This window comes from Agromyces sp. NPDC055658, assembly GCF_053618155.1.
The window spans coordinates 26,350-48,422 of record NZ_JBSHHD010000022.1 but is presented as its reverse complement, the minus strand read 5'-3'; the positions used below and the strand labels follow the sequence as shown (position 1 = coordinate 48,422).

Here is a 22,073-nt window from a genome sequence, read left to right as displayed (position 1 = left end):
GCTTCCTGTCGGTTGCTGGCGGATGTCTCGGCGTCGGCCGCGGTGTCACGGGTAACCCGATCGCGGCCGGGCGGGCTCCGCCACCAGGATTCGAACCTGGTCCTCACAGCTCCAAAGGCTGTCGTGCTGCCGTTACACCATGGCGGAACGCGCGGGCGGCTCGGCTCGCGCGACATCAAGTCTGCCATGGCGGCCGGGGCCCGAACGGCGCCGGCCGCGGCCGGCAGAACGCCCGCCGAGGCATCCGCACCGGCTGACGCCCCGACCGGCGGGATAATGGCGAGGTGAGAGATGCTGACGAGGTCGACCGGATCGTCGACGACTGGGAGCGGGAGCGCCCCGATCTCGACTTCGCCCCGCTGCAGGTGCTCTCGCGGGTCGCGCGGCTCTCGAAGCACCTCGATCGCGCCCGCCGCCAGGCGTTCGCCCGGTCCGAGCTCGAGGCCAGCGAGTTCGACGTGCTCTCGGCGCTGCGCCGTGCCGGGGCGCCGTACCGGCTCTCCCCCAAGCAGTTGCTGCAGCAGACGCTCGTGTCGAGCGGCACGATGACGAACCGCATCGACCGGCTCGTCGAGCGCGGGCTGGTCACCCGCCAGACCGACCCCAACGACGGCCGCGGCATCCTCGTCGAGATGAGCCCCGCGGGGCTCACCCGTGTCGACGCCGCGATCACCCGGCTGGTCGACGCCGAGGCCGAGCTGCTGGCGCGACTGCCCGCGGCCGAGCAGAAGCGGCTCGCGGGCCTCCTGCGCAAGCTCAGCCTCGGGTTCGACGCGGGCTGAGCGCAGTCCGCCGGCGCCCTCGCCCGGAGGCACCCGGTCAGGCGTCGTCGTCGCGCGCGAACCAGCGGACGCCGCCGTCGTGCACGATGAACTGCGACCACACCTCGACGTGCTCGTTCCGGCAGGCCGCTGCCAGTCCGCACGCCCATTCGCGGTCGACAGGAGTGCTCCGCTCGGGACCGCGGCGCTCCCAGGCGAAGGCGACCCGCGTCGCCCCGATGAAGTCGCAGACGTACGCCACGCGGTTCGCCAGCAGCTGCGCGGCGGTGCCCTCGGGGGTCGGCCCGTCGGGGGCACCGGGGTAGTCGGCCATCGGCATCATGAGCAACTGGTAGCCCTCGTCATCGAAGAAGAGCGTCCACAATTGACGGCGGAACGCCCGCTGGATGAGCTCCTCGACCCGGTCCTGCAGTGCAGCGTCGGTCATCACGGGTACGTCGGGCAGATGCGGGTCGGTGCTGCACTGGCTCGTCGGTTCGGTGTCGGCGTCTCGGTCGGTCATGCGTCGATCCTGCGGGCGCGCCGGGGTGGTGCCGCCCGCGACGGCCCGATTCGTGACGGATGCCGCGGAGCAGCGCCTGTGGAGGATGGGTCGTGCGCCCGACTCCTCGGCGCATGCTCGAGGTGCCGTCTGCCGGGTGGGCCCTGGGCGGACCGGCGTCTCGCACCGACGTCCGGCCGCGTCCCGGGCCCGAACGTTCGCATTCGCAGCGCGTCGCGGCCGCGCATTCACTCGGCGAAACACTCGAACATTCATTCGAATCTTGATACGATGGGGCATGGCCTTCGACGAGCACACCACCTCCGTTCCCGGAGGACTCGCGGTGCCCGTCGCGCCGTCACCCGCAGCGTTCCCACCCCCCTCCGAGATGTCCCCGTTCGCTCGTGCGCAAGAGGGCCTCGCCGTCCTCGTCGACGCCGCCGTGCGAGCGCAACGCATCGAGGCGATGCATCGCGCCATGCACATCGACGTGATCGCGATGACCGTCGCCTTCGCACTGCGCCATGCCGGCGCATTCGTGTCGGCGTCGCTGTCGCCCGCGCGTCGCGACGAGATGGCGCGCCGCAGCGTCGTGGCCGAACTCGCGGCCGCGCTGCGAACCCCAGAGCGCACGATGCAGCGCGAGATCGACGAAGCGTGGGTGCTGTCGAACCAGCTGCCGGCCACCCTGTCGGCGCTGCGACGCGGCGAACTCACGATGCAGCACGCTCGGGTCATCGTCGGCGCCGGCTGCGATCTCGCCGACCGGCCGCGCGTGCGTGCCGAGCTCGACGAGCGCCTCGCCGCGCTCGGGGCCGACCTCACTGCGGCGAAACTGCGGGTCAAAGCCCGCCGACTTCGTGAAGAGCTCCTCGCCGAGACGACGTCAGAACGGCATCGGGCCGCCCGCGAGACCCGGCGAGTCGAATTCGAGCCCGCCACCGACGGCATGGCCTGGCTGCACGTGCTCCTGCCGGCGGCCGATGCGTTGAGCATCTTCGTGCGGCTCGACGACGCCGCACACACCGCCGCCGGCGCCGACGTCAGGGGCGTGAGCGGTCGGGTTGGCGGCGCCGGCCGCGGTGATGAAGACCGCAACCACGAGCAACTTCGCGCCGACTTCGCCGGCGACCTCCTCCGTTTCGGCCTTCTCCCCGCTGGCGACCGCGGAGCGGAGGCGATCGCGTCGGCGCGTGCGACGGTCCATGTCACCGTTCCGGTTTTCACGCTCATGGGGCTCGACGAGACGCCGGGGCACCTCGACGGCTACGGGCCGATCGACGCCGACACCGCACGACGCCTCACCGCGACCGCTCCCTCGTTCACCCGGTTGCTCACGCACCCCGTGACGGGCGCGGTGCTCGATGTCGACCGTGCGAGCTACCGACCGCCGGCCGACCTGCGCCGCTGGCTGCGGGTGCGAGACGGCACCTGCCGGTTCCCCGGCTGCAACAGGCCGGCGGGTCGCAGCGAGATCGATCACACCCGCGACTACGCCGACGGCAATCCGACCGCGCACGACAACCTCGCGCACCTCTGCGCCGGGCATCATCACCTGAAACACGAGACGGCCTGGTCGGTCGTGCACCGTGGCGGCGGCATCCTCGAGTGGCGCTCGTCTTCGGGGCGGGTCTACGCGACCCATCCGGCCGAACCGATACCGACGACACCACGGCCGGCCGATCACCGCGATCACCGTGATTGCCGCGATCACCGCGAGCCAACCGTGCCGGGTCGGGTTGCCGACGCATCGCGCCGGCCGAACGTCGAGCCGAACGGCGACGAGTACCCACCGAACGCGCCGTTCTGACCAGTCCCATCGACGCCACCGGGCCGATCACCGCACCGGGCCGATCACCACACCGGGCTGAGCACCGCAGGGCGCGCCACAGATCACACTGAACCGATCACCACGAGCCGATCATCACACCGGGCTGATGTCCGCAGAGCGCACCAGAGACCACACCGGGTGATGACCGCAGAGCGCAGATCACCGCAGAGCCCCGACGAACGGCGCCCACGACCGCCCGCGACCGCCCGCGACCGCCGCGAACGAACGAACGACTCGACGCCGTCCGAGCCGCTACCGGCGCATCACCTTGCGGGCGAGCCAGTTGCCGAGGAACTGCAGCGCCTGCACGAAGACCACGATGAGCAGGAGGGCCGCCCACGTGATCGCCGGCTCGAACTGGCGGTAGCCGTAGACGAGCGCGAAGTTGCCGAGCCCGCCGCCGCCGATGAACCCCGCCATCGCGGTCATGTCGACGATCGCGACGACGATGAACGTGTACCCGAGGATGAGCGGTCCGAGCGCCTCGGGGATGACGACCGTGCGCAGGATCCTGACCGGCCCGGCGCCCATAGCCCGTGCCGCCTCGATGACGCCCGGCGACACGGTGACGAGGTTCTGCTCGACGATGCGCGAGATCGCGAACGATGCCGCGATCGAGAGGGAGAAGATCATGGCGTCGTTGCCGATGCCGATGCCGATCACGTAGCGGGCGAGCGGCTGCACGGCGGCGATGAAGATGATGAACGGGATCGGGCGGAAGAAGTTGATGACGACGTTGAGCACGTTGTAGACGATCGGGTTCGGCATGAGGCCGCCCCCACGCGACGCGTAGAGCACGATGCCGAGCACGAGCCCGATCGCGCCGCCGATGAGCAGCGTCAGTGCGACCATGTACAGCGTCTCGAAGGCGGCGGTCCAGAAATCGGGGCCGAGCTCGAACAGGCGATCCATCAGCGGGCCTCCGTCACTTCCGCGCGCGACGCGATCGAGGCGAGCACGCTGTCGATGGAGGCATCCGCCCCCCTGATCGCGAGCGTCAGGTGGCCGAACGCTCGCCCCTGGATGTCGTTGATTCCGCCGTAGACGAGCTCGAAGTCGAGCCCCGCGTTCGCGAGCTCGACGAAGACCTGTGCCTGCGAGGCGTCGCTGTCGCGGAACGAGATCGTGACGATGCGGCCCTCGTGGCGCTCGCGCAGCACCGCGAGCTCGGCGGGCGACGGCACGCCCTTCACGACCGTCGCGACGAACCGCTGCGACGACGCGTTCCGCGGCCTCGAGAACACGTCGAAGACCTCGCCGTTCTCGATCACGCGGCCGCCGTCCATGACGGCGACCTTCGTCGCGATCGACTGGATGACGTCCATCTCGTGGGTGATCACGATGATCGTGACACCGAACTCGCGATTGACGCGCTTGAGGAGTTCGAGCACCTCCTGCGTCGTGTCGGGATCGAGTGCGCTCGTCGCCTCGTCGGCGAGCAGCAGCCGTGGCGACGTCGCGAGCGCCCGGGCGATGCCGACGCGCTGCTTCTGGCCGCCCGAGAGCTGGTCGGGGAACGCCTTCGCCTTCTCGGCGAGCCCGACGAACTCGAGCAGTTCGGCGACCCGGGGCTCGATCTCGGCCTTCGACCACCCGGCCACCTTGAGCGGGTAGGCGATGTTGCCGGCGACGGTCTTCGCGCCGAACAGGTTGAACTGCTGGAAGATCATGCCGATGCCGAGGCGGATGCCGCGCAGTTCGCGTTCGGGAAGGCCCACGATCTCGCGGCCGTCGATCTCGATCGATCCGGCGGTGGCGGGCTCGAGCGCGTTCACGAGCCGGAGCAGGGTCGACTTGCCCGCTCCCGAATAGCCGATGATGCCGTAGACGTCGCCCGGCTCGATGTCGAGGGTGACGTCGTCGACGGCGACGATCTCAGCCCCGTCACGACCTTGGGGCGGATACGCCTTGGTGACGTTCTTCAGCGCGACGAGCGCCATGGTGGTTCTCCTCCTGGGCTTGTGGCCCGCATGGAACGCCGCAGGCGGTGGGCACTGATTCGGCGCCCACCGCCCGCGGCGATCGTCGTCCCCGTCGGGAGACGAGCAGACGAGCAGACGATCAGCCCGAGTGCGCCTCGGTGTCGGCCTGGACCTTCGCGAGCGAGTCCTCGAGGTCGGCGACCGGAGTGGTCGCCGGCACACCCGTGCCGCCCGAGGCCTCGATGAGGCCGGCCTGCACGTCGGGGTCGGTCTGGAAGATCTCGACGAGCTTCTTGTACGTCGCGTTGTCCATGTCCTCGGCGCGGGTCGCGAAGATGTTGACGTAGGGCAGCGCGTTCGGGTCGGTCGGGTCGTCCTTCGCGATCGCGTCCTCGAACTTCAGCCCGGCGTCCTCGACGAAGTCGTTGTTGATGACGGCGGCGGCCACGTCGGGCAGCGAGGTCGGGGTGAGGGCCGCGTCGAGCGCGGTGACCTTCACCTTCGACTTCGCCTCGTCGATGTCGGCGAGATCGCTGAAGATCGTGCCGCCGCTCTTCAGCTCGACGAGGCCGGCCGACTGCAGCACGAGCAGCGCGCGGGCCTGGTTCGACTCGTCGTTCGGCACGGCGACGGTCTCGCCCTTCTCGATGTCGTCGACCGACTCGTATTTCGTCGAGTAGAGGCCGAGCGGGTAGATCGCCGTCGCGCCGATCGGTGCCAGGTCCTCACCGGCCGACACGTTGTAGTCGGCGAGGTAGACGATGTGCTGGAACTGGTTGAGGTCGAGCTCGCCCTCGGTCGTCGCGGGGTTCGGCTGCGCGTAGTCGGTGAAGTTCACGATCTCGATCCTGATGCCCTCGTCGGCCGCGGCCTTCTCGAACGCGTCCCACTGGGGGTCGCCCGCGCCGACCACGCCGATCTTCACGACGTCGTCGGAGCCGGCCTCGGCGCCGGCGGCGCCGTTCGAGGCGCAGGCCGCGAGCGTGGCGACGAGGGGCACCGCGGCGAGCGCGGCGATGACTGAGGTGATGCGGGTACGGCGTGACATGGGGTTCCTCTCTCGGTGGGCGCACGCGAACGAGGGCCTGATCGGCTGGGTGCCGGCATGGCTCCGCCACGGAGGATGTCGGTGGGGGCTTCGATGCCGCGAACGCGGGCGCATCTCCACGTTAGGCGAAGCATCTTCGCCCTGTTGACCACATGGTCACACTGCGTCACAGCTTCTGCGACGTCACCCTTCGAGCAGCTCAGATACTTCGAGCCAACGCGTCTCGAGATCGGCCACGGATGCCTCGAGCTCGCGCAGCTCGTCGCCGAGCGCGCCGAGCCCCACGTAGTCGGACTGGTCGTGACGGGCGAGTTGCTCGTGATGCCGGGCGATCTCGCCCTGCAGCTTCTCGAGCCGACGGTCGATCGAGGCGAGCTCCTTCTCGGCGGCCCGGCGATCGGCGCCCGCCAGGGAGGGCGCGCTCCCGGATCCCGTCGCGACCGGCTGGGCCGGTTGCGAAGCGTGCGCCTCGTAACCTCGGCGCTCGGATGCGGACGGCGTCGGCCGTGAGGCATCCGCCGTCTTGCGCAGCTCCAGGTACTGCTCAACTCCGCGCGGCAGGTCGCGCAGGTGGCCGTCGATCACCGCGAGCTGCCGGTCGGTGACGCGCTCGATGAGGTAGCGGTCGTGGGAGACCACGAGCAGCGTGCCCGGCCAGGAGTCGAGCAGGTCCTCGATGGCAGCGAGCATGTCGGTGTCGAGGTCGTTGGTGGGCTCGTCGAGGATGAGCACGTTGGGTTCCTGCAGCAGGATCAGCAACAGCTGGAGCCGCCGCTTCTGCCCGCCCGAGAGGTTCTTCACCGGGGTCGACAGCTGCTGGCTCGAGAACCCGAGGCGCTCGAGCAGCTGCCCGGGCGTGAGCTCGACGGCCTTCGAGCCCTGTCCGATCGTGTAGCTCGCCCGTTGCTCGGCCACGACCGCCGACACGCGTTCGTCGCCCCACTCGGCGAGTTCGGCGAGTTCCTGGCTGAGCGTCGCGATCTTGACCGTCTTGCCGCGCTTGACGCGGCCCGAGGTCGGCGTCACCGCGCCGGTGACCAGGCCGAGCAGCGTCGACTTGCCGGCGCCGTTGACGCCGAGGATGCCGGTGCGTTCCCCCGGCGCGATCCGCCACTCGACATCGCGGAGCACCGTGCGCGGCGCCCCGTCGAGTCCGGGGTACTCGACCGTCGCGTCGAGCAGGTCGACCACGTCCTTGCCGAGCCGCGAGACCGCGAGCCGGCTGAGCTCGACGGTGTCGCGCACGGGCGGCTCGTTCTCGATGAGCTGGTTCGCCGCCTCGATCCGGAACTTCGGCTTCGAGGTGCGGGCAGGAGCGCCGCGGCGCAGCCACGCGAGCTCCTTGCGCATGAGGTTCTGGCGCTTCGCCTCGCTCGCCGCGGCCATCCGGTCGCGCTCGACCCGCTGCAGGATGTACGCGGCGTACCCGCCCTCGAAGGGCTCGACGATGCCGTCGTGCACCTCCCAGGTCGCGGTGCAGACCTCGTCGAGGAACCAGCGGTCGTGGGTCACGACGACGACCGCTCCGGCGGTCGCCGTCCAGCGCTGCTTCAGGTGGCGTGCGAGCCAGGCGATGCCCTCGACGTCGAGGTGGTTCGTCGGCTCGTCGAGGAACAGCACGTCCCAGTCGCCCACGAGGAGTGCCGCGAGCCCGACCCTGCGCCGCTGCCCGCCCGAGAGGCTTGCGATGGGCGCCTGCCACGGGACATCCGCGAGCAGGCCCGAGATGACGTCGCGCACCTTCGCGTCGCCGGCCCACACGTGCTCGTCGATGCCGCCGACGACTGCCTCGGCCACGGTCTTGCCCGGGTCGACGATGTCGGCCTGGTCGAGCATGCCGATGCGCAGGCCGCGCCGCTGGGTGACGCGGCCGCCGTCGGGTTCGAGGCGCCCGGCGAGCAGCTTCAGGAGCGTCGACTTGCCGTCGCCGTTGCGGCCGACGATGCCGATGCGGTCGCCCTCGTCGATGCCGAGGGTCACCTCGTCGAAGACGGTACGCGTCGGGAACTCGAGATGCAGGCGCTCGGCGCCGAGGAGGTGTGCCATGACCGAACGAGCCTAGCCGCCCGTCGCTCGGGCGGCGACGCACGACGTCTCCGCGGTCGGCGCAGTGGCGACGCGGGCGGCGGGTCGAACCGGCGCCCGGGCGCCGTCTCGAGATGAGCGCACCGGGACCACGGTCCCGATCCGGTTCCCTACCCGGCGACCAGGCGCGCGCCGTGCACGGCGCCGTGCACGTGCACGGCGTTGAGCCGCGCGGCCGACAGCGCGACCTGCAGCTCGATCGCCGAATCGGCGTCCTCGACGAGGAACGCCACCGTCGGGCCGGATCCGGAGACGATCCCGGCCAGTGCTCCGTGCGCCTCGCCGAGCTCGAGGATGCCGCCGAGCCCGGGCGCCAGCCCGAGCGCCGCCGCCTGCAGGTCGTTGTGCAGCGCGTCGGCGAGCATGCGCGCGTCGCCCGCTCGCAGTGCGTGCAGCACCTCCGCGTCGACGGCGGGGGTCACGTCGCCCGGGTCGGTCTCGGGGTGCGCCTCGCGCCGGCGGTCGAGTTCGCGGTAGACCCCCGGCGTCGAGAGGCCGAACTCGGCGACCGCGAGGACCCAGTGGAACGAACCGGTCGCGAGCGCCGGGCTCAGCCGGTCGCCGCGGCCGGTGCCGATGGCCGTGCCGCCGGAGAGGGCGAACGGCACGTCGGCGCCGAGCTTGGCCGCGAGCGCGTGCAGTTCCTCCTTGGTGAGGCCTGTGCCCCAGAGGGCGTCGCACGCGACGAGGGTCGCCGCCGCGTCGGCGCTGCCGCCGCCCATGCCGCCGGCGATCGGCACGTGCTTCTCGATCTCGAGCCGCACGCCGCCCGGCACGCCGACGGTGCGCGCCAGCAGCTTCGCCGCCTTGATCGCGAGGTTCGAGCCGTCGGTCGGGAGGCCGGAGACGTCGATCGAGCCGCCGAACGCGACGCTGAACTCGTCGTCGGGCCAGGCGCGCACGTCCTCGTAGAGCGAGACGGCCTGGTACGCGGTCGCGACATCGTGGTAGCCGTCGGACTGCACCGCGCCGACGCGCATGAACAGATTGATCTTGCCGGGCGCCCGAACGTGCACTGCCTCGTCGGCCCAGGCGATCGTCATGCCCCCACGCTACCCGACGGCGTCCGGGCGCCGACCGCGCGCGCCGCGCTCAGCCGACCTCGGCGAGCCACGCCCGCATGCGCGACTTCACGTCCGCGAGGCGCTCGTCGTCGGGCATGCGGCCCCAAGTGAGGCCGATCGAGCTGCGTCCGCCGGCGCGCTCGCTCGCCGAGGCGAGCACGAACTCGCCGCTCTCGAGCGGGAAACGGGCGGTGGGATGCTTCGCACCGAGGTTGAGCGCGAGCGGGGCCACCCCCAGCTCGCGTTCGACGAGCGTCGCGAGCGCACGCAGACCGTCGGCCTTCTCGAGGTCGACGGTGCGGGTGACGCTCGCCTCGTAGGTGCCGTCCTGCCGTTGCCCTGGACGGCGGATGCCGCGGGCCTGCTCGTAGGCCACGGTCACGTTCTGCGCCCACCAGGCGTCGACCCCGTGCACGTTGGCCAACCGGGTCGCGATCTGCTGGTGCGTCAACTGTTCGGCGCCCGCCTCGTCGAGCACCGCGAACCACTCCTCTCGCGGCCGCCCCGTCGCCGCGCCCACCGCGTCGTCGCCGACGCCATCGGCGTTCGCCCCCACCGTCGTCTTCGCCATGCGACGAGAATAACGGCCGTCTGCGTCACCCGTCCGCGTCGCGCTCACCCCAACCCGGCCGACGGCAGGCGTGTCGGAAGAACCGTGCGATATGCCGCTCGGCGCCCGCTTGCGCCCGGAATCTCCGACATCCCGCCGGGGCGCGCGGCCGCGCGTGCGGACGGCGCCGCCACGTCGAGACCCGACGCGGTCGCCGAGACGTCAGGCGGATGCCGCGGTGCGCGCGACGCGCAGGAAGTCGTCGACGTTCAACTGCTCGCCGCGCGCCTGCGGGTCGACGCCGGCCGCCGTCAGCACCTCGGCCGCGGCGGACGAGCTGCCGCCGAGCACGCCGGAGAGCGACTGACGCAGCATCTTGCGCCGCTGCTGGAAGGCGGCGTCGACGAGTGCGAACGTCGCGACGCGCTCGACCTCGGTGCCCGGTTGCTCGGCGCGCTCGAAGCCCACGAGCACCGAATCGACGTTCGGCACGGGCCAGAACACCATGCGCGACACCTGGCCGGCCGTTCGCCAGCGCCCGTACCAGGCGGCCTTGACGCTCGGCGCGCCGTAGACCTTCGACCCGGGCTCGGCCGCGAGCCGGTGACCGACCTCGGCCTGCACCATGACGATGCCCGACACGAGCGACGGGAAGTGCTCGAGCAGGTGCAGCAGCACCGGCACCGAGACGTTGTAGGGCAGGTTCGCGACGAGTCGCACCGGGTCGGCCGGCAGTTCGACGACCTTGAGCGCGTCTTGGTGCACGACGGTGAGCGAGGTGCCCGGCTGCATGATCGCGACGGTGTGCGGCAACTGCTCGGCGAGGCGCCCGTCGATCTCGACGGCGACGACCTCGGCGCCGGCCTCGAGGAGGCCCAGCGTGAGCGAGCCGAGCCCGGGCCCGATCTCGAGCACGGTCTCGCCGCGCTGCACGCCGGCGGTCTGCACGATGCGGCGCACCGTGTTCGCGTCGTGGACGAAGTTCTGCCCGAGCTTCTTCGTGGGCGTGACGTCGAGGAGCTCGGCGAGGTCGCGGATCTCGGCCGGGCCGAGCAGGCGCGGCGTCGCGGTCTCGGCGCCGTCGGCGGGCTCAGCCTCGTGGCGGTGCATGCCGCTCATCCTCCCACGAGCCGTACACCGCGACCGTGTTCGCCGCGAGCTGCGCGCAGAACTCGTCGAGCGGGGCCCCGAGGGTCTCGGCCATGAACCGCACCGTGTGCGGCACGAGATAGGGGGCGTTCGGCCGGCCGCGCAGCGGCACCGGGGTGAGGTAGGGCGCGTCGGTCTCGACGAGGATGCGGTCGCGGGGCACCGCTCGCAGCGCGTCGCGCAGGTTCTCGGCGTTCTTGAACGTCACGTTGCCCGCGAACGAGCAGTACCAGCCCTCGTCGGCCGCGAGGCCGGCGAGCTCCTCGCCGCCCGAGAAGCAGTGGAAGACAGTGCGCTCGGGAGCGCCGACCCGGCGCAGCGTCGCGACGACCTCGTCATGCGCGTCTCGATCGTGGATCTGCAGCGCGATGCCGTGCCGCTTCGCGATGTCGATGTGCGCCTCGAACGAGCGGAACTGCGCCGGCCGCCCCTCGTCGCCGGTGCGGAAGAAGTCGAGTCCCGTCTCGCCGACGGCCCGCACTCGCGGCTCCGCCGCCAGCTCGTCGATCACGGCGAGGGCGTCGTCGAGCGTTCCGGATGCCTCGAGCTCGGGCGCCTCGTTGGGGTGCAGCGCCACCGCGGCGAGGAGCCGCGCTTCGCGTGCGGCGGCCGCGGCCGACCAGCGGCTCGTCGCCACATCGGTGCCGACCTGCACGGCTCCGGCGACGCCGACCGCTGCGGCCCGCTCGAGGTGCTCGTGCACGTCGAGCAGCGTCTCGGGACGCCCGGGCGGTGCGTCGTCGCTCGGTTCGAGGTGCGTGTGGTTGTCATAGACCGCGACGGGCAGCGGCTCGGGCAGCGGCGGGTAGCCCTGACCGGACGTCTTCGAGGGCGGCACCGACCTACTCCGCGACCTCGACCCGCGGGAACAGCGCCTCGAGCGGGGCGACGCGTTCGCCGAGCTCCGCCTCGTACGCAAGGTCGACGCGCGCGTCCTGCACCGTGCCGGGCGCGCCGAGCGCCGTCCACAGCTTCGCCGTCGCCTTCGGCAGCACCGGCGAGAGCAGCACCGCGAGGGTGCCGAGCCCGCGGTAGGCCGTCGCGAGCACGGTCTCGAGCCGGTCGCGCCGCTCGGGGTCCTTGGCAAGCGCCCAGGGCTCCTCGGCCGTGAGGTAGCCGTTGAGCGCGTCGACGAGCTCCCACGCCGCACCGATCGCCTCATGGATCGCGATGCGGTCGATGGCCTGCCACGAGGCATCCGTCGCCCGTCGTTCGACCGCACCGATCTCGATGTCGGCCGCCTCGAGCGCGCCCTGCCGAGGCACGACGCCGTCGCAGTACCGGTTGATCATCGCGACGACGCGCGAGGCGAGGTTGCCGAAGCCGTTCGCGAGTTCGGCCTGGTAGCGGGCGGCGAGGTCCTCCCAGGAGAACGAGCCGTCCTGGCCGAACGCGATCGCGCGCATGAAGTAGTAGCGGAACGCATCGGAGCCGAAGGTCGACGTGATCTGCTCGGGCGCGATGCCCGTGAGCTTCGACTTCGACATCTTCTCGCCGCCGACGAGCAGCCAGCCGTGGCCGAAGACGCCCTTCGGCACCTCGAGGCCGGCGGCCATCAGCATCGCCGGCCAGATGACGGCGTGGAAGCGCAGGATGTCCTTGCCGACGATGTGCTGCGCGGGCCAGCGCCGCGAGAACTCGTCATCGTCCTGCCCGTAACCCACGGCGGTGATGTAGTTGAGCAGGGCGTCGAACCAGACGTAGACGACGTGGGTCTCGTCCCACGGCACCTTGACGCCCCAGTCGAACGTCGACCGCGAGATCGAGAGGTCGGCGAGGCCCGAGCGCACCCAGCCGAGCACCTCGTTGCGGGCCGACTCGGGCTGCACGAAGTCGGGGCGCTCCTCGTAGAGCGCGAGCAGCCGCTCGGCGAACGCCGAGGTGCGGAAGAAGTAGTTCTTCTCGTGCAGCAGCTCGACGGGCTTCGAATGGATGGCGCAGACCTGCTGCCCCTCGTACTCGCCGGTGCCCGCGACGAGGTCGGACTCCTGCTTGTACTCCTCGCAGCCGACGCAGTAGTAGCCCTCGTACTCGCCCGTGTAGATGTGACCGTCGTCGTAGAGCTTCTGCAGGAACTTCTGCACGTTCGCCTCGTGGCGCGCGTCGGTCGTGCGGATGAAGTCGTCGTTCGCGATGTCGACCGTCTCGAGCAGCGGGATCCAGGCGTCGGCGACGAGCTTGTCGGCCCACTCCTGCGGGGTGACGCCGTTCGCGGTCGCGGTGCGCAGGATCTTCTGGCCGTGCTCGTCGGTGCCCGTGAGCATCCACGCGTCGTCGCCCGCCTGCCGGTGCCAGCGCGCGAGCACGTCGGCGGCGACCTCGGTGTACGCGTGCCCGATGTGGGGCACGTCGTTCACGTAGAAAATGGGCGTGGTGATGTAGAACGAGGAGGCTTCGGCCATGCGCTCAATCCTATGGGCGCACGAAGCAGCATTACTGCGGAGGCTTCGGACTCGACCCACAGGGCCGCTCAACCCCATGGGCGCACGACGCAGCATTACTGCGGAGGCCTCGGACTCGACCCACAGGGCCGCTCAATCCCATGGGCGCACGAAGCAGCATTACTGCGGAGGCCTCGGACTCGACCCACAGGGCTGCTCAACCCCATGGGCGCACGGGATGCCTCCACGTCTGCGTTACTCGCCTCCGCTGTTGAGCGGCGACCGGCGAAGGAGGAGGCATCGCGAAACCCCCGCACTACTCGGCCGCCGCCGCCTGCTCCCGCTCGTGCTCCTCGCGGTGACGGCGCCGCACGCTGCCGTCGCCGATCGCGGGCGGGATCGCCTCGGTCACCTCCATGTGGGCGTGCGGGGTCGGCACACCGAGGGTGACGTCCTGCTCCTTGATCGCGGGTTCGCGCACCTTCTGGCCCGGATAGTCGACCACCCTGAGGCCGAGCACGATCTTGCCCGGCGCGTCGCGCCGGTCGAGCGCCCGGTACGCGTCGACGATGCCGTCGAGCCCGAACACGTCGGCGATCGGCAATCGCACCCGGCGGGCCGCGACGAGCGCGGCCACCCGCCCCATCGCGACGACGTCGCCCGTGCCCGCCGCGACCGCATCGTCGGCTTCGACCGCCTCGTGGTCGAGCACGGTCAGCGTGCGGGAACTCGCCACCCCGAGCTCGGCGGCGGCGTCGGTCTCGCCGCCGAGGAAGTCGAGGAAGGCGCTCACGGGTCGCGCATGCTCGGTCTCCTCGACGATCGCCCGCACCCGCTCGGCGAGCCCCGGTCCGTATCGCGTGGGGATCACGCCGAACTGCCGCAGGAAGTCGAAGCGCTCCTGGGTCGTCGTGCCGATGACGGTCGCGCCGCGCATCCGTGCGAACTGCACGGCGAGGCAGCCCACCCCACCGGCGGCGGCGGTGACGACGACCGTGTCGTCGGGGCCGAGGGCGAGGCCCTCGACGGCGTTCCATGCGGTCGTGCCGGCGACGTAGAGCGAACCGGCGACCTCCCACGAGAGCCCGGCCGGCTTCGGCAGCAGCTGGCGCTCGGGTACCGCGACGTGCGTGGCCTGCGCGCCGCGCTCGACGAAGCCCATGACCTCGTCGCCGCGGCCGAACCGCCCGACGTCGGGGCCGGTCGCGATGACCACCCCGGCAAGATCGCGCCCCTGCATCGCCGGGAGGGCGATCGGGCCCTGGCCGTCGTGCTCGCCGCGCCTCGTCGCGCTCTCGGCGGGGTTGAGGCCCGCCGCGAAGACCTCGACGAGCACCTCGCCGTCGCCGGGCACCGGCATCGGCACCTCGTCGACGTGCAGCACCTCGGGGCCGCCGAACTCGGCGTATCGCACCGCCCGGGCCGTGAAGGCCCGCGACTCGTCTCTGGTTGCCATCTCGCACCTCCTGGATCGTGCGAACGGTTCCATTGTCCCCCAATCGGGGGCCGACCGACAGGGGTTGCGCGCGGGGTGAGCGATCTGCGGCGGCGGCTGCGGCGCGCGGTTCAGCGCCCGTCGCGGCTCGCGAGCGCGGCCTCGTAGAGCTCGCGCTTGCCGAGGCCGGTCTCAGCGGCGACGAGCGAGGCGGCGTCCTTCAGCCGGGTGCCCGATGCCGCGAGGCCGAGCACCCGTTCGAGCGCGGCATCGGCGTCGACGACGACGTCGCCCGCTCCCCCGACGACGATGACGATCTCGCCGCGCACGCCGTCGGCCGCCCAGGCCGCGAGCTCGCCGAGCGGGCCGCGGCGCACCTCCTCATGGAGCTTCGTGAGTTCTCGGCACACGGCCGCCGGCCGGTCGGCTCCGAAGGCCTCCGCGAGCGCTTCGAGGCTCGCGGCGAGCCGCGACGGGCCCTCGAAGAAGACGAGCGTGCGCCGGTCCCCCGCGAGCTCCGCGAGCCGGCGGCCGCGCTCGCCGGCCTTGCGGGGCAGGAAGCCCTCGAACGCGAACCGATCGGTGGGCAGCCCCGAGACGGCGAGTGCCGTGACCACGGCCGAAGGCCCGGGGATCACCGTGACGACGACACCGGCGGCGGCGGCCGCGGCCACGAGCGGGAAGCCGGGGTCGGAGACGGTCGGCATACCGGCGTCGCTCAGCACGAGGAGATCGTCGTCGCGGGCGAGCTCCACGAGTTCGGCCGCCTTCTGCCGCTCGTTGTGCTCGTGCAGGGCGATGAGGCGCGGCCGGTTGTCGATGCCGAGCGCCCCAAGCAGGCGCTGGGTCACGCGGGTGTCCTCCGAGGCGATCACGGTCGCCGTCCCGAGCGCCTCGCGCAGTCGCGTCGACGCATCGCCGAGATTGCCGATGGGGGTCGCCGCGAGGATGATCATGGGTTCCAGTCTGTCCTAGGGTTGGGCGCATGAGTGTCGACGAGACGGTGGAACCCCAGGGGTCCCGACTCGACGACGCCGACGAGGCCGACGTCGAGCCGCGTGGATCGCGGCTCGACGAGTGGTGGGCCGCCGCGACCGCGACGCCGCGTCGTCGCGCACTCTGGACGTGGGGCGGCCCCCTCCTCGTCACGCTCGTCGCCGCAGTGCTGCGCTTCTGGGGGCTCGGCCACCCGCACCAGATCGTCTTCGACGAGACCTACTACGTGAAGGACGCCTGGACCCTCTGGCACAACGGCTACGAGTCGAGCTGGCCCGACGGCGCCGACGCCGATTTCGCCCGCGGCGACCCGAACGTCTACCTCGACGACCCCGCGTACGTCGTGCATCCGCCGCTCGGCAAGTGGCTCATCGGGCTCGGCATGGCCGCGTTCGGCGCGGGCGACGCGTTCTGGTGGCGCGCGACGACGGCGCTGGCCGGCACGATCGCGGTCTTCCTCCTGACGATGGTGGCGCGGCGGCTCTTCGCCTCGACCTCGCTCGCGGTGGTCGCAGGCCTCCTCTTCGCGATCGACGGTAACGCGATCGTGATGTCGCGCGTCGCGCTGCTCGACAACTGGGTCATGCTCTTCTGCCTGCTCGGGTTCTGGTTCGTCCTGATCGATCGCGAGCATGCGGAGCGGGCGCTCGACCGCCGGCTGGCGGCCGAGTGGGGCGCCGGTCGGGATCCGCATTTCGGCCCCGCGCTGTGGGCGAGGCCATGGGTCGTCGCCGCGGGCGCCGCGTTCGGGGCCGCGACGGCGGTGAAGTGGTCGGGACTCTGGTTCCTCGCGGCCTTCGGCGTCTACCTGGTGGTCGTCGACGCCCTCGCCCGCCGCCGTGCTGGCGTACCGTTCTGGGCGAGCGCGGCGCTGCTCAAGCAGGCGCCCGTCACGTTCGTGCTGCTCGTGCCGGTCGCAATGGTCGTCTACTTCGCGTCGTGGACCGGCTGGCTCACGACCGACGGCGGCTACTACCGGCACTGGGCCGACGAGGAGGGCAACGCGTGGACCGGCGCGCTCGCCTGGGTGCCGAAGGCGCTGCAGAGCCTCTGGCACTACCATTCCTCGGCCTACCAGTACCACGTCGGCGTGCACAGCGAGCACCCCTGGCAGTCGAATCCGTTGACGTGGCTCTTCATGATCCGACCGACCAACATGTACTACGACGACGCGAACGGGCAGGTCTCGTCGATCATCGAGGTCGGCAACCCGCTCATCTGGTGGGCGGCGGCGCTCGCCGCGTTCTACCTCGTCTACCGCTTCGCGCGGTACCGCGAGTGGCAGGCGGCCGCGATCCTCGTCGGTCTCGCCGCCGGCTACCTGCCGTGGCTCATGTACCTGAACCGCACGGTGTTCCAGTTCTACTCGATCGCGTTCGAGCCCTTCCTCGTGCTCGCGCTCGTCTACGTCATCGGCATCGTCGCGGGCAGGCCGACCGACCCGCGCTGGCGCCGGCAGGGAGGGCTCTGGACGGTCGGGGTCTACCTCGTCGTCGTGATCGCCGTGTCGGCGTTCTTCCTGCCGATCTGGACGGGGATACCGCTCACGCCCATCGTGCGGCAGCTGCACTTCTGGCTGCCGAGCTGGGGCTGAGCGAACTCAGGCCTGCTGAGCCGCGAGCCGCAGCTCGAGCTGGTCGAGCACGAGGTCGAGGCCGTAGCCGAACTCGTCGCCGAAGTCGTAGTCGTGCCCGAGGACCATCTGCTCGAGCATCTCGGCGAGGTGCGGGTACTCGTCGGCGGGCAGTTCGAGCCCTTCGGCGAAGGCGTCGGCGCCGACGTCGGGAGTGAACGGCAGGTTGAGCTCGGTGAGCACGAAGCCGTAGATGTAGGCGTCGAGCACCGAGTAGGCGTGTGCGGCGAGCGCGAGGTCGAAGCCGTCGCGCCGCAGCACTCCGAGCACGCGGTCGTGGTGCCGCATGACGGCCGGTCCGGGATCCGACCGCGACTCGAGGAGGCCGAGCGCCCAGGAGTGCTTCTTGAGCACGGCGCGCATGGTGTCGGCGCGGGCGGTCATCGCGGCGCGCCACGGCGTGCCGATCTCGAGCAGCGGAATCTCGTCGAACGCCGCGTCGGCGAGGAGATCGAGGAGTTCCTCCTTGCCGGAGACGTGGTGGTAGAGCGACATCGCCTCGGCGCCGAGTGCCTTGCCGACGCTGCGCATGCTGACGGCCGCGAGGCCGCCGCCGTCGGCGACCTGCATCGCGGCGGCGATGATGCGCTCGCGGCTGAGCGGGGTGCGCTGGGCCATGCCGACTCCGTTCTCGGGCGATGCTTGCATCCTTACGACTGTAAGGCTATCGTGATCGACACAGGGACTTACAGGTGTAAGGGAGCAACATGCGTGCAGGAGTGGTCGATCGGTACGGTCCGCCGTCGGTCGTACGGGTCGACACGGTGCCCGATCCCGTCGCGGGCCGCGGCGAGGCGCTCGTGCGCGTCATGGCGGCGACCGTCAACTCGGGCGACGCCCGCATCCGCGGCGCCCGGTTCCCGCGCGGCTTCGCCCTGCCGGGCAGGCTCGCACTCGGGGTGAACGGCCCGCGCGCCAGGGTGCTCGGCGTGGTCTTCGCCGGGGTCGTCGAGACGATCGGTGGTGATGCCACGGGCGGCGCCCCGCACGCGGGCGGCATCGCCTCAGCGGCATCCGGGTTCGCCGTCGGCGACCGCGTCTGCGGCATGACGGGCGCGCGTATGGGCGCGCACGCCGAACTCGTCGCGGTCCCCGCCTCGCGGCTCGCGCGCATCCCCGACGGGGTGTCGTTCGACGACGCGGCCGGGGTGCTGTTCGGCGGCGCGACGGCGCTGCACTACCTGCGCGACAAGGCCGCGGTGCGGCCGGGCGAGCACGTGCTCGTCGTCGGAGCCTCGGGCGCGGTCGGCACGAACGCCGTGCAACTCGCGAAGCACTTCGGGGCGAGGGTCACGGCCGTCACGAGCGCACCGAACGCCGAACTGGTCACCGCGCTCGGCGCCGACCGGGTCGTCGACTACCGCGCGACGCCGCTCGAGTCGCTCGAGTCACGCGGCGAGCGCTTCGACGTCGTGTTCGACACGGTGGGCGTGCTGAGCCCGGCGACCGGGCGACCGCTCCTCGCCGAGGGCGGGCGACTGCTGCTCGCCGTCGCGAGCCTCGGCGAGATGATCACCGCCCACGGTCCGGTGAAGACGGGCACCTCGCCCGAGCGACCCGAGGACTTCTCGACCCTGCTCGACCTCGTCGAGGCGGACGCACTGCGGGTCGTCATCGACGAGACGATGCCGCTCGACCGCCTCGCCGAGGCGCACGCCCGCGTCGACTCGGGCCGCAAGGTCGGCAACCTCGTGCTGCATCCGCAGGAGGCCGCGGGCGCGGGCGCGGCGGCCGGGTCGGCCGAGGCGGCGGCTTGACCATGGACCCGACCCGTGTCATCCTCGCCGGCGGCTGGATCTCGCTCATGCTGGTCTACCTGCTCGGCGACGTGCTGCGCATCTTCGCCGGTGATGCCGAGCCGGGCAGGATCGGCGACCGGGCGGCCGCGAGCTGGATGTGGGTGCTGGCCGCACTCATCATGCTCGTGCCGATCGCGATGATCACGATCTCGCTCATGGTGCCGGCGACCCCGCTCAAGTGGATCACCGTCATCGTCTCGGCCGCGCTCGTGCTGTTCAACCTCGCAGCGCTGCCCTACAAGGGCCTCTACGACAACGTGCTCATCGTCGTGGGCTTCGGGTTCAACGCGCTCCTCATCTGGGTCGCGCTCGCCTGGCACCCGGCCCAGGAGGCGTGAGCACCCGGCGCATCGCTAGTGGCCGGCGCCGCCGTCGACGAACTTGAGCCCGATGACGCAGCCGACGAGGCCGGCGATGAGGGCGAGCTTCAGCCACGAGACATCCGAATCGCCCGTGATCATCGCCCAGACGACCGTGAGTGCCGCGCCGATGCCGACCCAGACCGCGTAGGCGGTACCGGTCGAGATGTCTCGCATGGCCCACGCGAGCCCGCCCATGGAGAGGGCGAGGGCGCCGAAGAAGATCACGCTCGGCCAGAGCTTCGTGAAGCCCTCGCTCTTGCCGAGTGCGGTGGCCCAGACGGCTTCGAGCACGCCCGAGACGATGAGGATGACCCATGCCATGACTGTTCACTCCTGACCAGATCGACATCGAGAAGGATGTCGCGTGCCAGTCGTCGTGTCCGGGTACTGGGTGCCCTCGTCCGGTGGCCGCCGGGGTGGGCGACCTGATCACAGGATAGCGAACCGGCCTGATCAACCCCTGTGCACCCTGGCCCGACCGACCCCCTCCGCCGACGGGTGCATGGGGCGGATGCGAGGCATCCGTTGCCGTAGGTTACGACGCGGGCGCGAGGCCGACGCCGGGTGCGCGTAGCGTTCTCGGCATGGCAGACCGCGAATACGGCTTCAAGACCCGCGCCATCCACGCGGGCAACATCCCCGACCAGGTGACGGGCGCCCGCGCGCTGCCGATCTACCAGACGAGTGCGTTCGTCTTCGACGACACCGCCGACGCCGCGGCACGGTTCGCCCTCCAGAAGTACGGCAACATCTACTCACGCCTCGCGAACCCGACGGTCGCGAGCTTCGAGGAGCGCATCGCGAGCCTCGAGGGCGGCCTGGGCGCCGTCGCGACCGCCTCCGGACTCGCCGCGCAGTACATCACCTTCGCATCGCTCGCGGGAGCCGGCGACCACATCGTCGCCTCCGCGCAGCTCTACGGCGGCTCGATCACCCAACTCGACGTGACGCTGCGCCGCTTCGGCATCGAGACGACCTTCGTCGCCGGTTCCGACGCCGACGACTACGCCGCGGCCATCCGCGAGAACACGAAGGCCCTCTTCGTCGAGACGATCGCGAACCCCTCGGGCGAGATCGCCGACCTCGAGGCGCTCGCCGACGTCGCCCACGCCCACGGCATCCCGTTCATCGTCGACTCGACGATCGCGACCCCGTACCTCAACCGCCCGATCGAATGGGGCGCCGACATCGTCACCCACTCGGCGACCAAGTTCCTCGGCGGGCACGGCACGACCCTCGGCGGCGTCGTGGTCGAGTCGGGCCGGTTCCACTGGCACTCGGAGAAGTTCCCGCTGTTCGGCCAGCCGGTGCCGAGCTACGGCGGCCTCGAGTGGTCGGGCAACTTCGGCGAGTACGCCTTCTTGACGCGCCTCCGCGCCGAGCAGCTGCGCGACATCGGCCCGACGCTCGCGCCGCACTCGGCGTTCCTCCTCGCGCAGGGCGTCGAGACCCTGCCGTACCGCATCCAGGCGCACGTCGACAATGCCCGCGCCGTCGCCCGGTGGCTCGCCGAGGACCCGCGGGTCGAGCGCGTGTTCTGGGCGGGCCTCGAGGGCCACCCGCACCACGACCGCGCGAAGAAGTACCTGCCGCAAGGCCCGGGCTCGGTGTTCAGCTTCGAGGTGAAGGGCGGCCGGCAGGTGGGCCAGGCGCTCATCGAGAACGTGAACCTCGCGTCGCACCTCGCGAACATCGGCGACGCGAAGACGCTCATCATCCACCCGGCGTCGACCACGCACGCCCAGCTCACCGAGCAGCAGCTCGTCGACGCGGGCGTGCTGCCCGGCGTCGTGCGGCTCTCGATCGGCATCGAGGACGTCGACGACATCATCTACGATCTCGACCAGGCGCTCGCCGCCGCGACAGGAGGCACGCGATGACCGACACCATCACCGGGCAGGCGACGCAGACGGATGCCTCGGCGGCGGCCGAGCTCGAGACCGTGCGCCTCGTCAACGGCCTGAGCTGCGACCTGCCCGCCGACTCGCCGCTCGCGAAGCTGCTGCGCTCGCAGCGCACGTGGACGGGTCCCGACGCGAAGGCTCGCCTGCGCATCCTCGACGCGGCGAAGTCGGTCGCGATCGTCGGCGCCTCGCCGAAGCCGCAGCGCTCGAGCTACTTCGTGGGCACGTACCTGCAGCAGTCGAGCGACTACCGCCTCTACTTCGTGAACCCGATGGAGACCGAGATCCTCGGCCAGCCGGCGTACGCGAGCCTCACGGACCTGCCCGAGGTGCCCGACGTCGTCGTCGTGTTCCGCCGGGGCAGCGACATCCCGAAGGTCGTCGACGAGGTCGTCGCGGCCGGTGCGAAGACCATCTGGGTGCAGCTCGGCATCTGGAACGAGGAGGCCGCGTACTACGGCGAGGAGCAGGGGCTCACCGTCGTCATGGACCGCTGCATCAAGGTGGAGCACGCCCGCTTCCACGGAGGCCTCCACCTGCTCGGATTCGACACGGGTCAGATCACGTCGCGCAAGACCGTGCGCTGACGTGCTCCCGTCGAGCGGATGCCTCGGTGGAGGCATCCGCTCGAACCGCGCCCCGATACGCTGG

General features: G+C 71.2%; 21 protein-coding genes and 1 tRNA gene. 7 read left to right on the top strand and 15 right to left on the bottom strand.

Annotated features, from left to right (window positions below; all coding sequences use genetic code 11):
* Positions 1-75: 75 nt before the first annotated feature.
* Positions 76-147, bottom strand: a tRNA-Gln gene (locus ACWGPE_RS11845).
* Between the two features lie 137 nt (positions 148-284).
* Here ACWGPE_RS11845 and ACWGPE_RS11840 point away from each other — a divergent pair.
* On the top strand, positions 285-782 hold the full coding sequence (locus ACWGPE_RS11840) for a MarR family winged helix-turn-helix transcriptional regulator (protein ID WP_231430345.1): 498 nt from the start codon (positions 285-287) through the stop codon (positions 780-782).
* Positions 783-819: 37 nt separating this feature from the next.
* Here the strand turns inward: ACWGPE_RS11840 and ACWGPE_RS11835 are convergent, their stop codons facing one another.
* A complete protein-coding gene (locus ACWGPE_RS11835; protein WP_231430344.1) occupies positions 820-1,284 on the bottom strand; it encodes a hypothetical protein in 465 nt (154 codons plus the stop codon).
* 277 nt (positions 1,285-1,561) lie between these two features.
* On the opposite strand from ACWGPE_RS11835, the gene ACWGPE_RS11830 reads away from it, so the two are divergent.
* Positions 1,562-3,073, top strand: a complete 1,512-nt coding sequence (locus tag ACWGPE_RS11830) for a DUF222 domain-containing protein (protein WP_452048766.1) — start codon at positions 1,562-1,564, stop codon at positions 3,071-3,073.
* A 273-nt stretch (positions 3,074-3,346) separates the two neighbouring features.
* On the opposite strand, the gene ACWGPE_RS11825 is transcribed toward ACWGPE_RS11830, so the two are convergent.
* From ACWGPE_RS11825 to rsmI, 11 genes are all read right to left on the bottom strand, one after another.
* Positions 3,347-4,006, bottom strand: coding sequence for a methionine ABC transporter permease (locus ACWGPE_RS11825; protein WP_452048765.1), 660 nt, complete (start codon positions 4,004-4,006; stop codon positions 3,347-3,349).
* Positions 4,006-5,034, bottom strand: a complete 1,029-nt coding sequence (locus tag ACWGPE_RS11820) for a methionine ABC transporter ATP-binding protein (RefSeq protein WP_231430339.1) — start codon at positions 5,032-5,034, stop codon at positions 4,006-4,008. The genes ACWGPE_RS11825 and ACWGPE_RS11820 overlap by 1 nt, the downstream gene beginning before the upstream one ends.
* A 121-nt stretch (positions 5,035-5,155) precedes the next feature.
* Positions 5,156-6,064, bottom strand: coding sequence for a MetQ/NlpA family ABC transporter substrate-binding protein (locus ACWGPE_RS11815; RefSeq protein WP_452048764.1), 909 nt, complete (start codon positions 6,062-6,064; stop codon positions 5,156-5,158).
* 183 nt (positions 6,065-6,247) lie between these two features.
* Entirely contained in the window at positions 6,248-8,110 is a 1,863-nt protein-coding gene (locus ACWGPE_RS11810) for an ABC-F family ATP-binding cassette domain-containing protein (protein ID WP_231430337.1), read from the bottom strand.
* A gap of 149 nt (positions 8,111-8,259) precedes the next feature.
* Positions 8,260-9,192, bottom strand: coding sequence for a 4-(cytidine 5'-diphospho)-2-C-methyl-D-erythritol kinase (locus ACWGPE_RS11805; RefSeq protein WP_231430336.1), 933 nt, complete (start codon positions 9,190-9,192; stop codon positions 8,260-8,262).
* A gap of 49 nt (positions 9,193-9,241) precedes the next feature.
* The gene (locus tag ACWGPE_RS11800) at positions 9,242-9,784 is read right to left on the bottom strand and encodes a hypothetical protein (RefSeq protein ID WP_452048763.1); all 543 of its coding nucleotides are present in this window, start codon (positions 9,782-9,784) and stop codon (positions 9,242-9,244) included.
* A gap of 201 nt (positions 9,785-9,985) precedes the next feature.
* Positions 9,986-10,873 carry a 16S rRNA (adenine(1518)-N(6)/adenine(1519)-N(6))-dimethyltransferase RsmA gene (rsmA, locus tag ACWGPE_RS11795; RefSeq protein ID WP_275505616.1) on the bottom strand — a complete coding sequence of 296 codons (888 nt, stop codon included), beginning with the start codon at positions 10,871-10,873 and terminating at the stop codon, positions 9,986-9,988.
* Positions 10,854-11,750 carry a TatD family hydrolase gene (locus ACWGPE_RS11790; protein ID WP_231430333.1) on the bottom strand — a complete coding sequence of 299 codons (897 nt, stop codon included), beginning with the start codon at positions 11,748-11,750 and terminating at the stop codon, positions 10,854-10,856. The genes rsmA and ACWGPE_RS11790 overlap by 20 nt, the downstream gene beginning before the upstream one ends.
* A 4-nt stretch (positions 11,751-11,754) precedes the next feature.
* On the bottom strand, positions 11,755-13,314 hold the full coding sequence (gene metG / locus ACWGPE_RS11785) for a methionine--tRNA ligase (RefSeq protein ID WP_275505615.1): 1,560 nt from the start codon (positions 13,312-13,314) through the stop codon (positions 11,755-11,757).
* 295 nt (positions 13,315-13,609) lie between these two features.
* Positions 13,610-14,749 carry an NADP-dependent oxidoreductase gene (locus ACWGPE_RS11780; protein WP_231430331.1) on the bottom strand — a complete coding sequence of 380 codons (1,140 nt, stop codon included), beginning with the start codon at positions 14,747-14,749 and terminating at the stop codon, positions 13,610-13,612.
* Positions 14,750-14,859: 110 nt separating this feature from the next.
* Positions 14,860-15,684, bottom strand: coding sequence for a 16S rRNA (cytidine(1402)-2'-O)-methyltransferase (gene rsmI, locus ACWGPE_RS11775; protein ID WP_452048762.1), 825 nt, complete (start codon positions 15,682-15,684; stop codon positions 14,860-14,862).
* A gap of 29 nt (positions 15,685-15,713) precedes the next feature.
* On the opposite strand from rsmI, the gene ACWGPE_RS11770 reads away from it, so the two are divergent.
* Positions 15,714-17,318 (top strand): dolichyl-phosphate-mannose--protein mannosyltransferase, encoded by a 1,605-nt coding sequence (locus tag ACWGPE_RS11770; RefSeq protein WP_452048761.1) that lies wholly within the window; start codon positions 15,714-15,716, stop codon positions 17,316-17,318.
* 6 nt (positions 17,319-17,324) lie between these two features.
* Here the strand turns inward: ACWGPE_RS11770 and ACWGPE_RS11765 are convergent, their stop codons facing one another.
* Positions 17,325-18,005 (bottom strand): TetR/AcrR family transcriptional regulator, encoded by a 681-nt coding sequence (locus tag ACWGPE_RS11765; RefSeq protein WP_275505612.1) that lies wholly within the window; start codon positions 18,003-18,005, stop codon positions 17,325-17,327.
* Between the two features lie 59 nt (positions 18,006-18,064).
* On the opposite strand from ACWGPE_RS11765, the gene ACWGPE_RS11760 reads away from it, so the two are divergent.
* Positions 18,065-19,114, top strand: a complete 1,050-nt coding sequence (locus ACWGPE_RS11760) for an NAD(P)-dependent alcohol dehydrogenase (protein ID WP_231430327.1) — start codon at positions 18,065-18,067, stop codon at positions 19,112-19,114.
* Between the two features lie 2 nt (positions 19,115-19,116).
* Complete coding sequence (locus tag ACWGPE_RS11755; RefSeq protein ID WP_275505610.1) at positions 19,117-19,494, top strand: hypothetical protein; 378 nt, start codon at positions 19,117-19,119, stop codon at positions 19,492-19,494.
* 15 nt (positions 19,495-19,509) lie between these two features.
* Here ACWGPE_RS11755 and ACWGPE_RS11750 read toward each other — a convergent pair whose 3' ends face one another.
* On the bottom strand, positions 19,510-19,839 hold the full coding sequence (locus ACWGPE_RS11750; RefSeq protein WP_231430325.1) for a DMT family transporter: 330 nt from the start codon (positions 19,837-19,839) through the stop codon (positions 19,510-19,512).
* Between the two features lie 263 nt (positions 19,840-20,102).
* On the opposite strand from ACWGPE_RS11750, the gene ACWGPE_RS11745 reads away from it, so the two are divergent.
* Together ACWGPE_RS11745 and ACWGPE_RS11740 are read left to right on the top strand one after the other, a co-directional pair.
* A complete protein-coding gene (locus tag ACWGPE_RS11745; protein WP_231430324.1) occupies positions 20,103-21,398 on the top strand; it encodes an O-acetylhomoserine aminocarboxypropyltransferase/cysteine synthase family protein in 1,296 nt (431 codons plus the stop codon).
* Positions 21,395-22,009, top strand: coding sequence for a CoA-binding protein (locus ACWGPE_RS11740; protein ID WP_231430323.1), 615 nt, complete (start codon positions 21,395-21,397; stop codon positions 22,007-22,009). Before ACWGPE_RS11745 ends, ACWGPE_RS11740 begins: the two co-directional genes overlap by 4 nt.
* Positions 22,010-22,073: the final 64 nt, after the last annotated feature.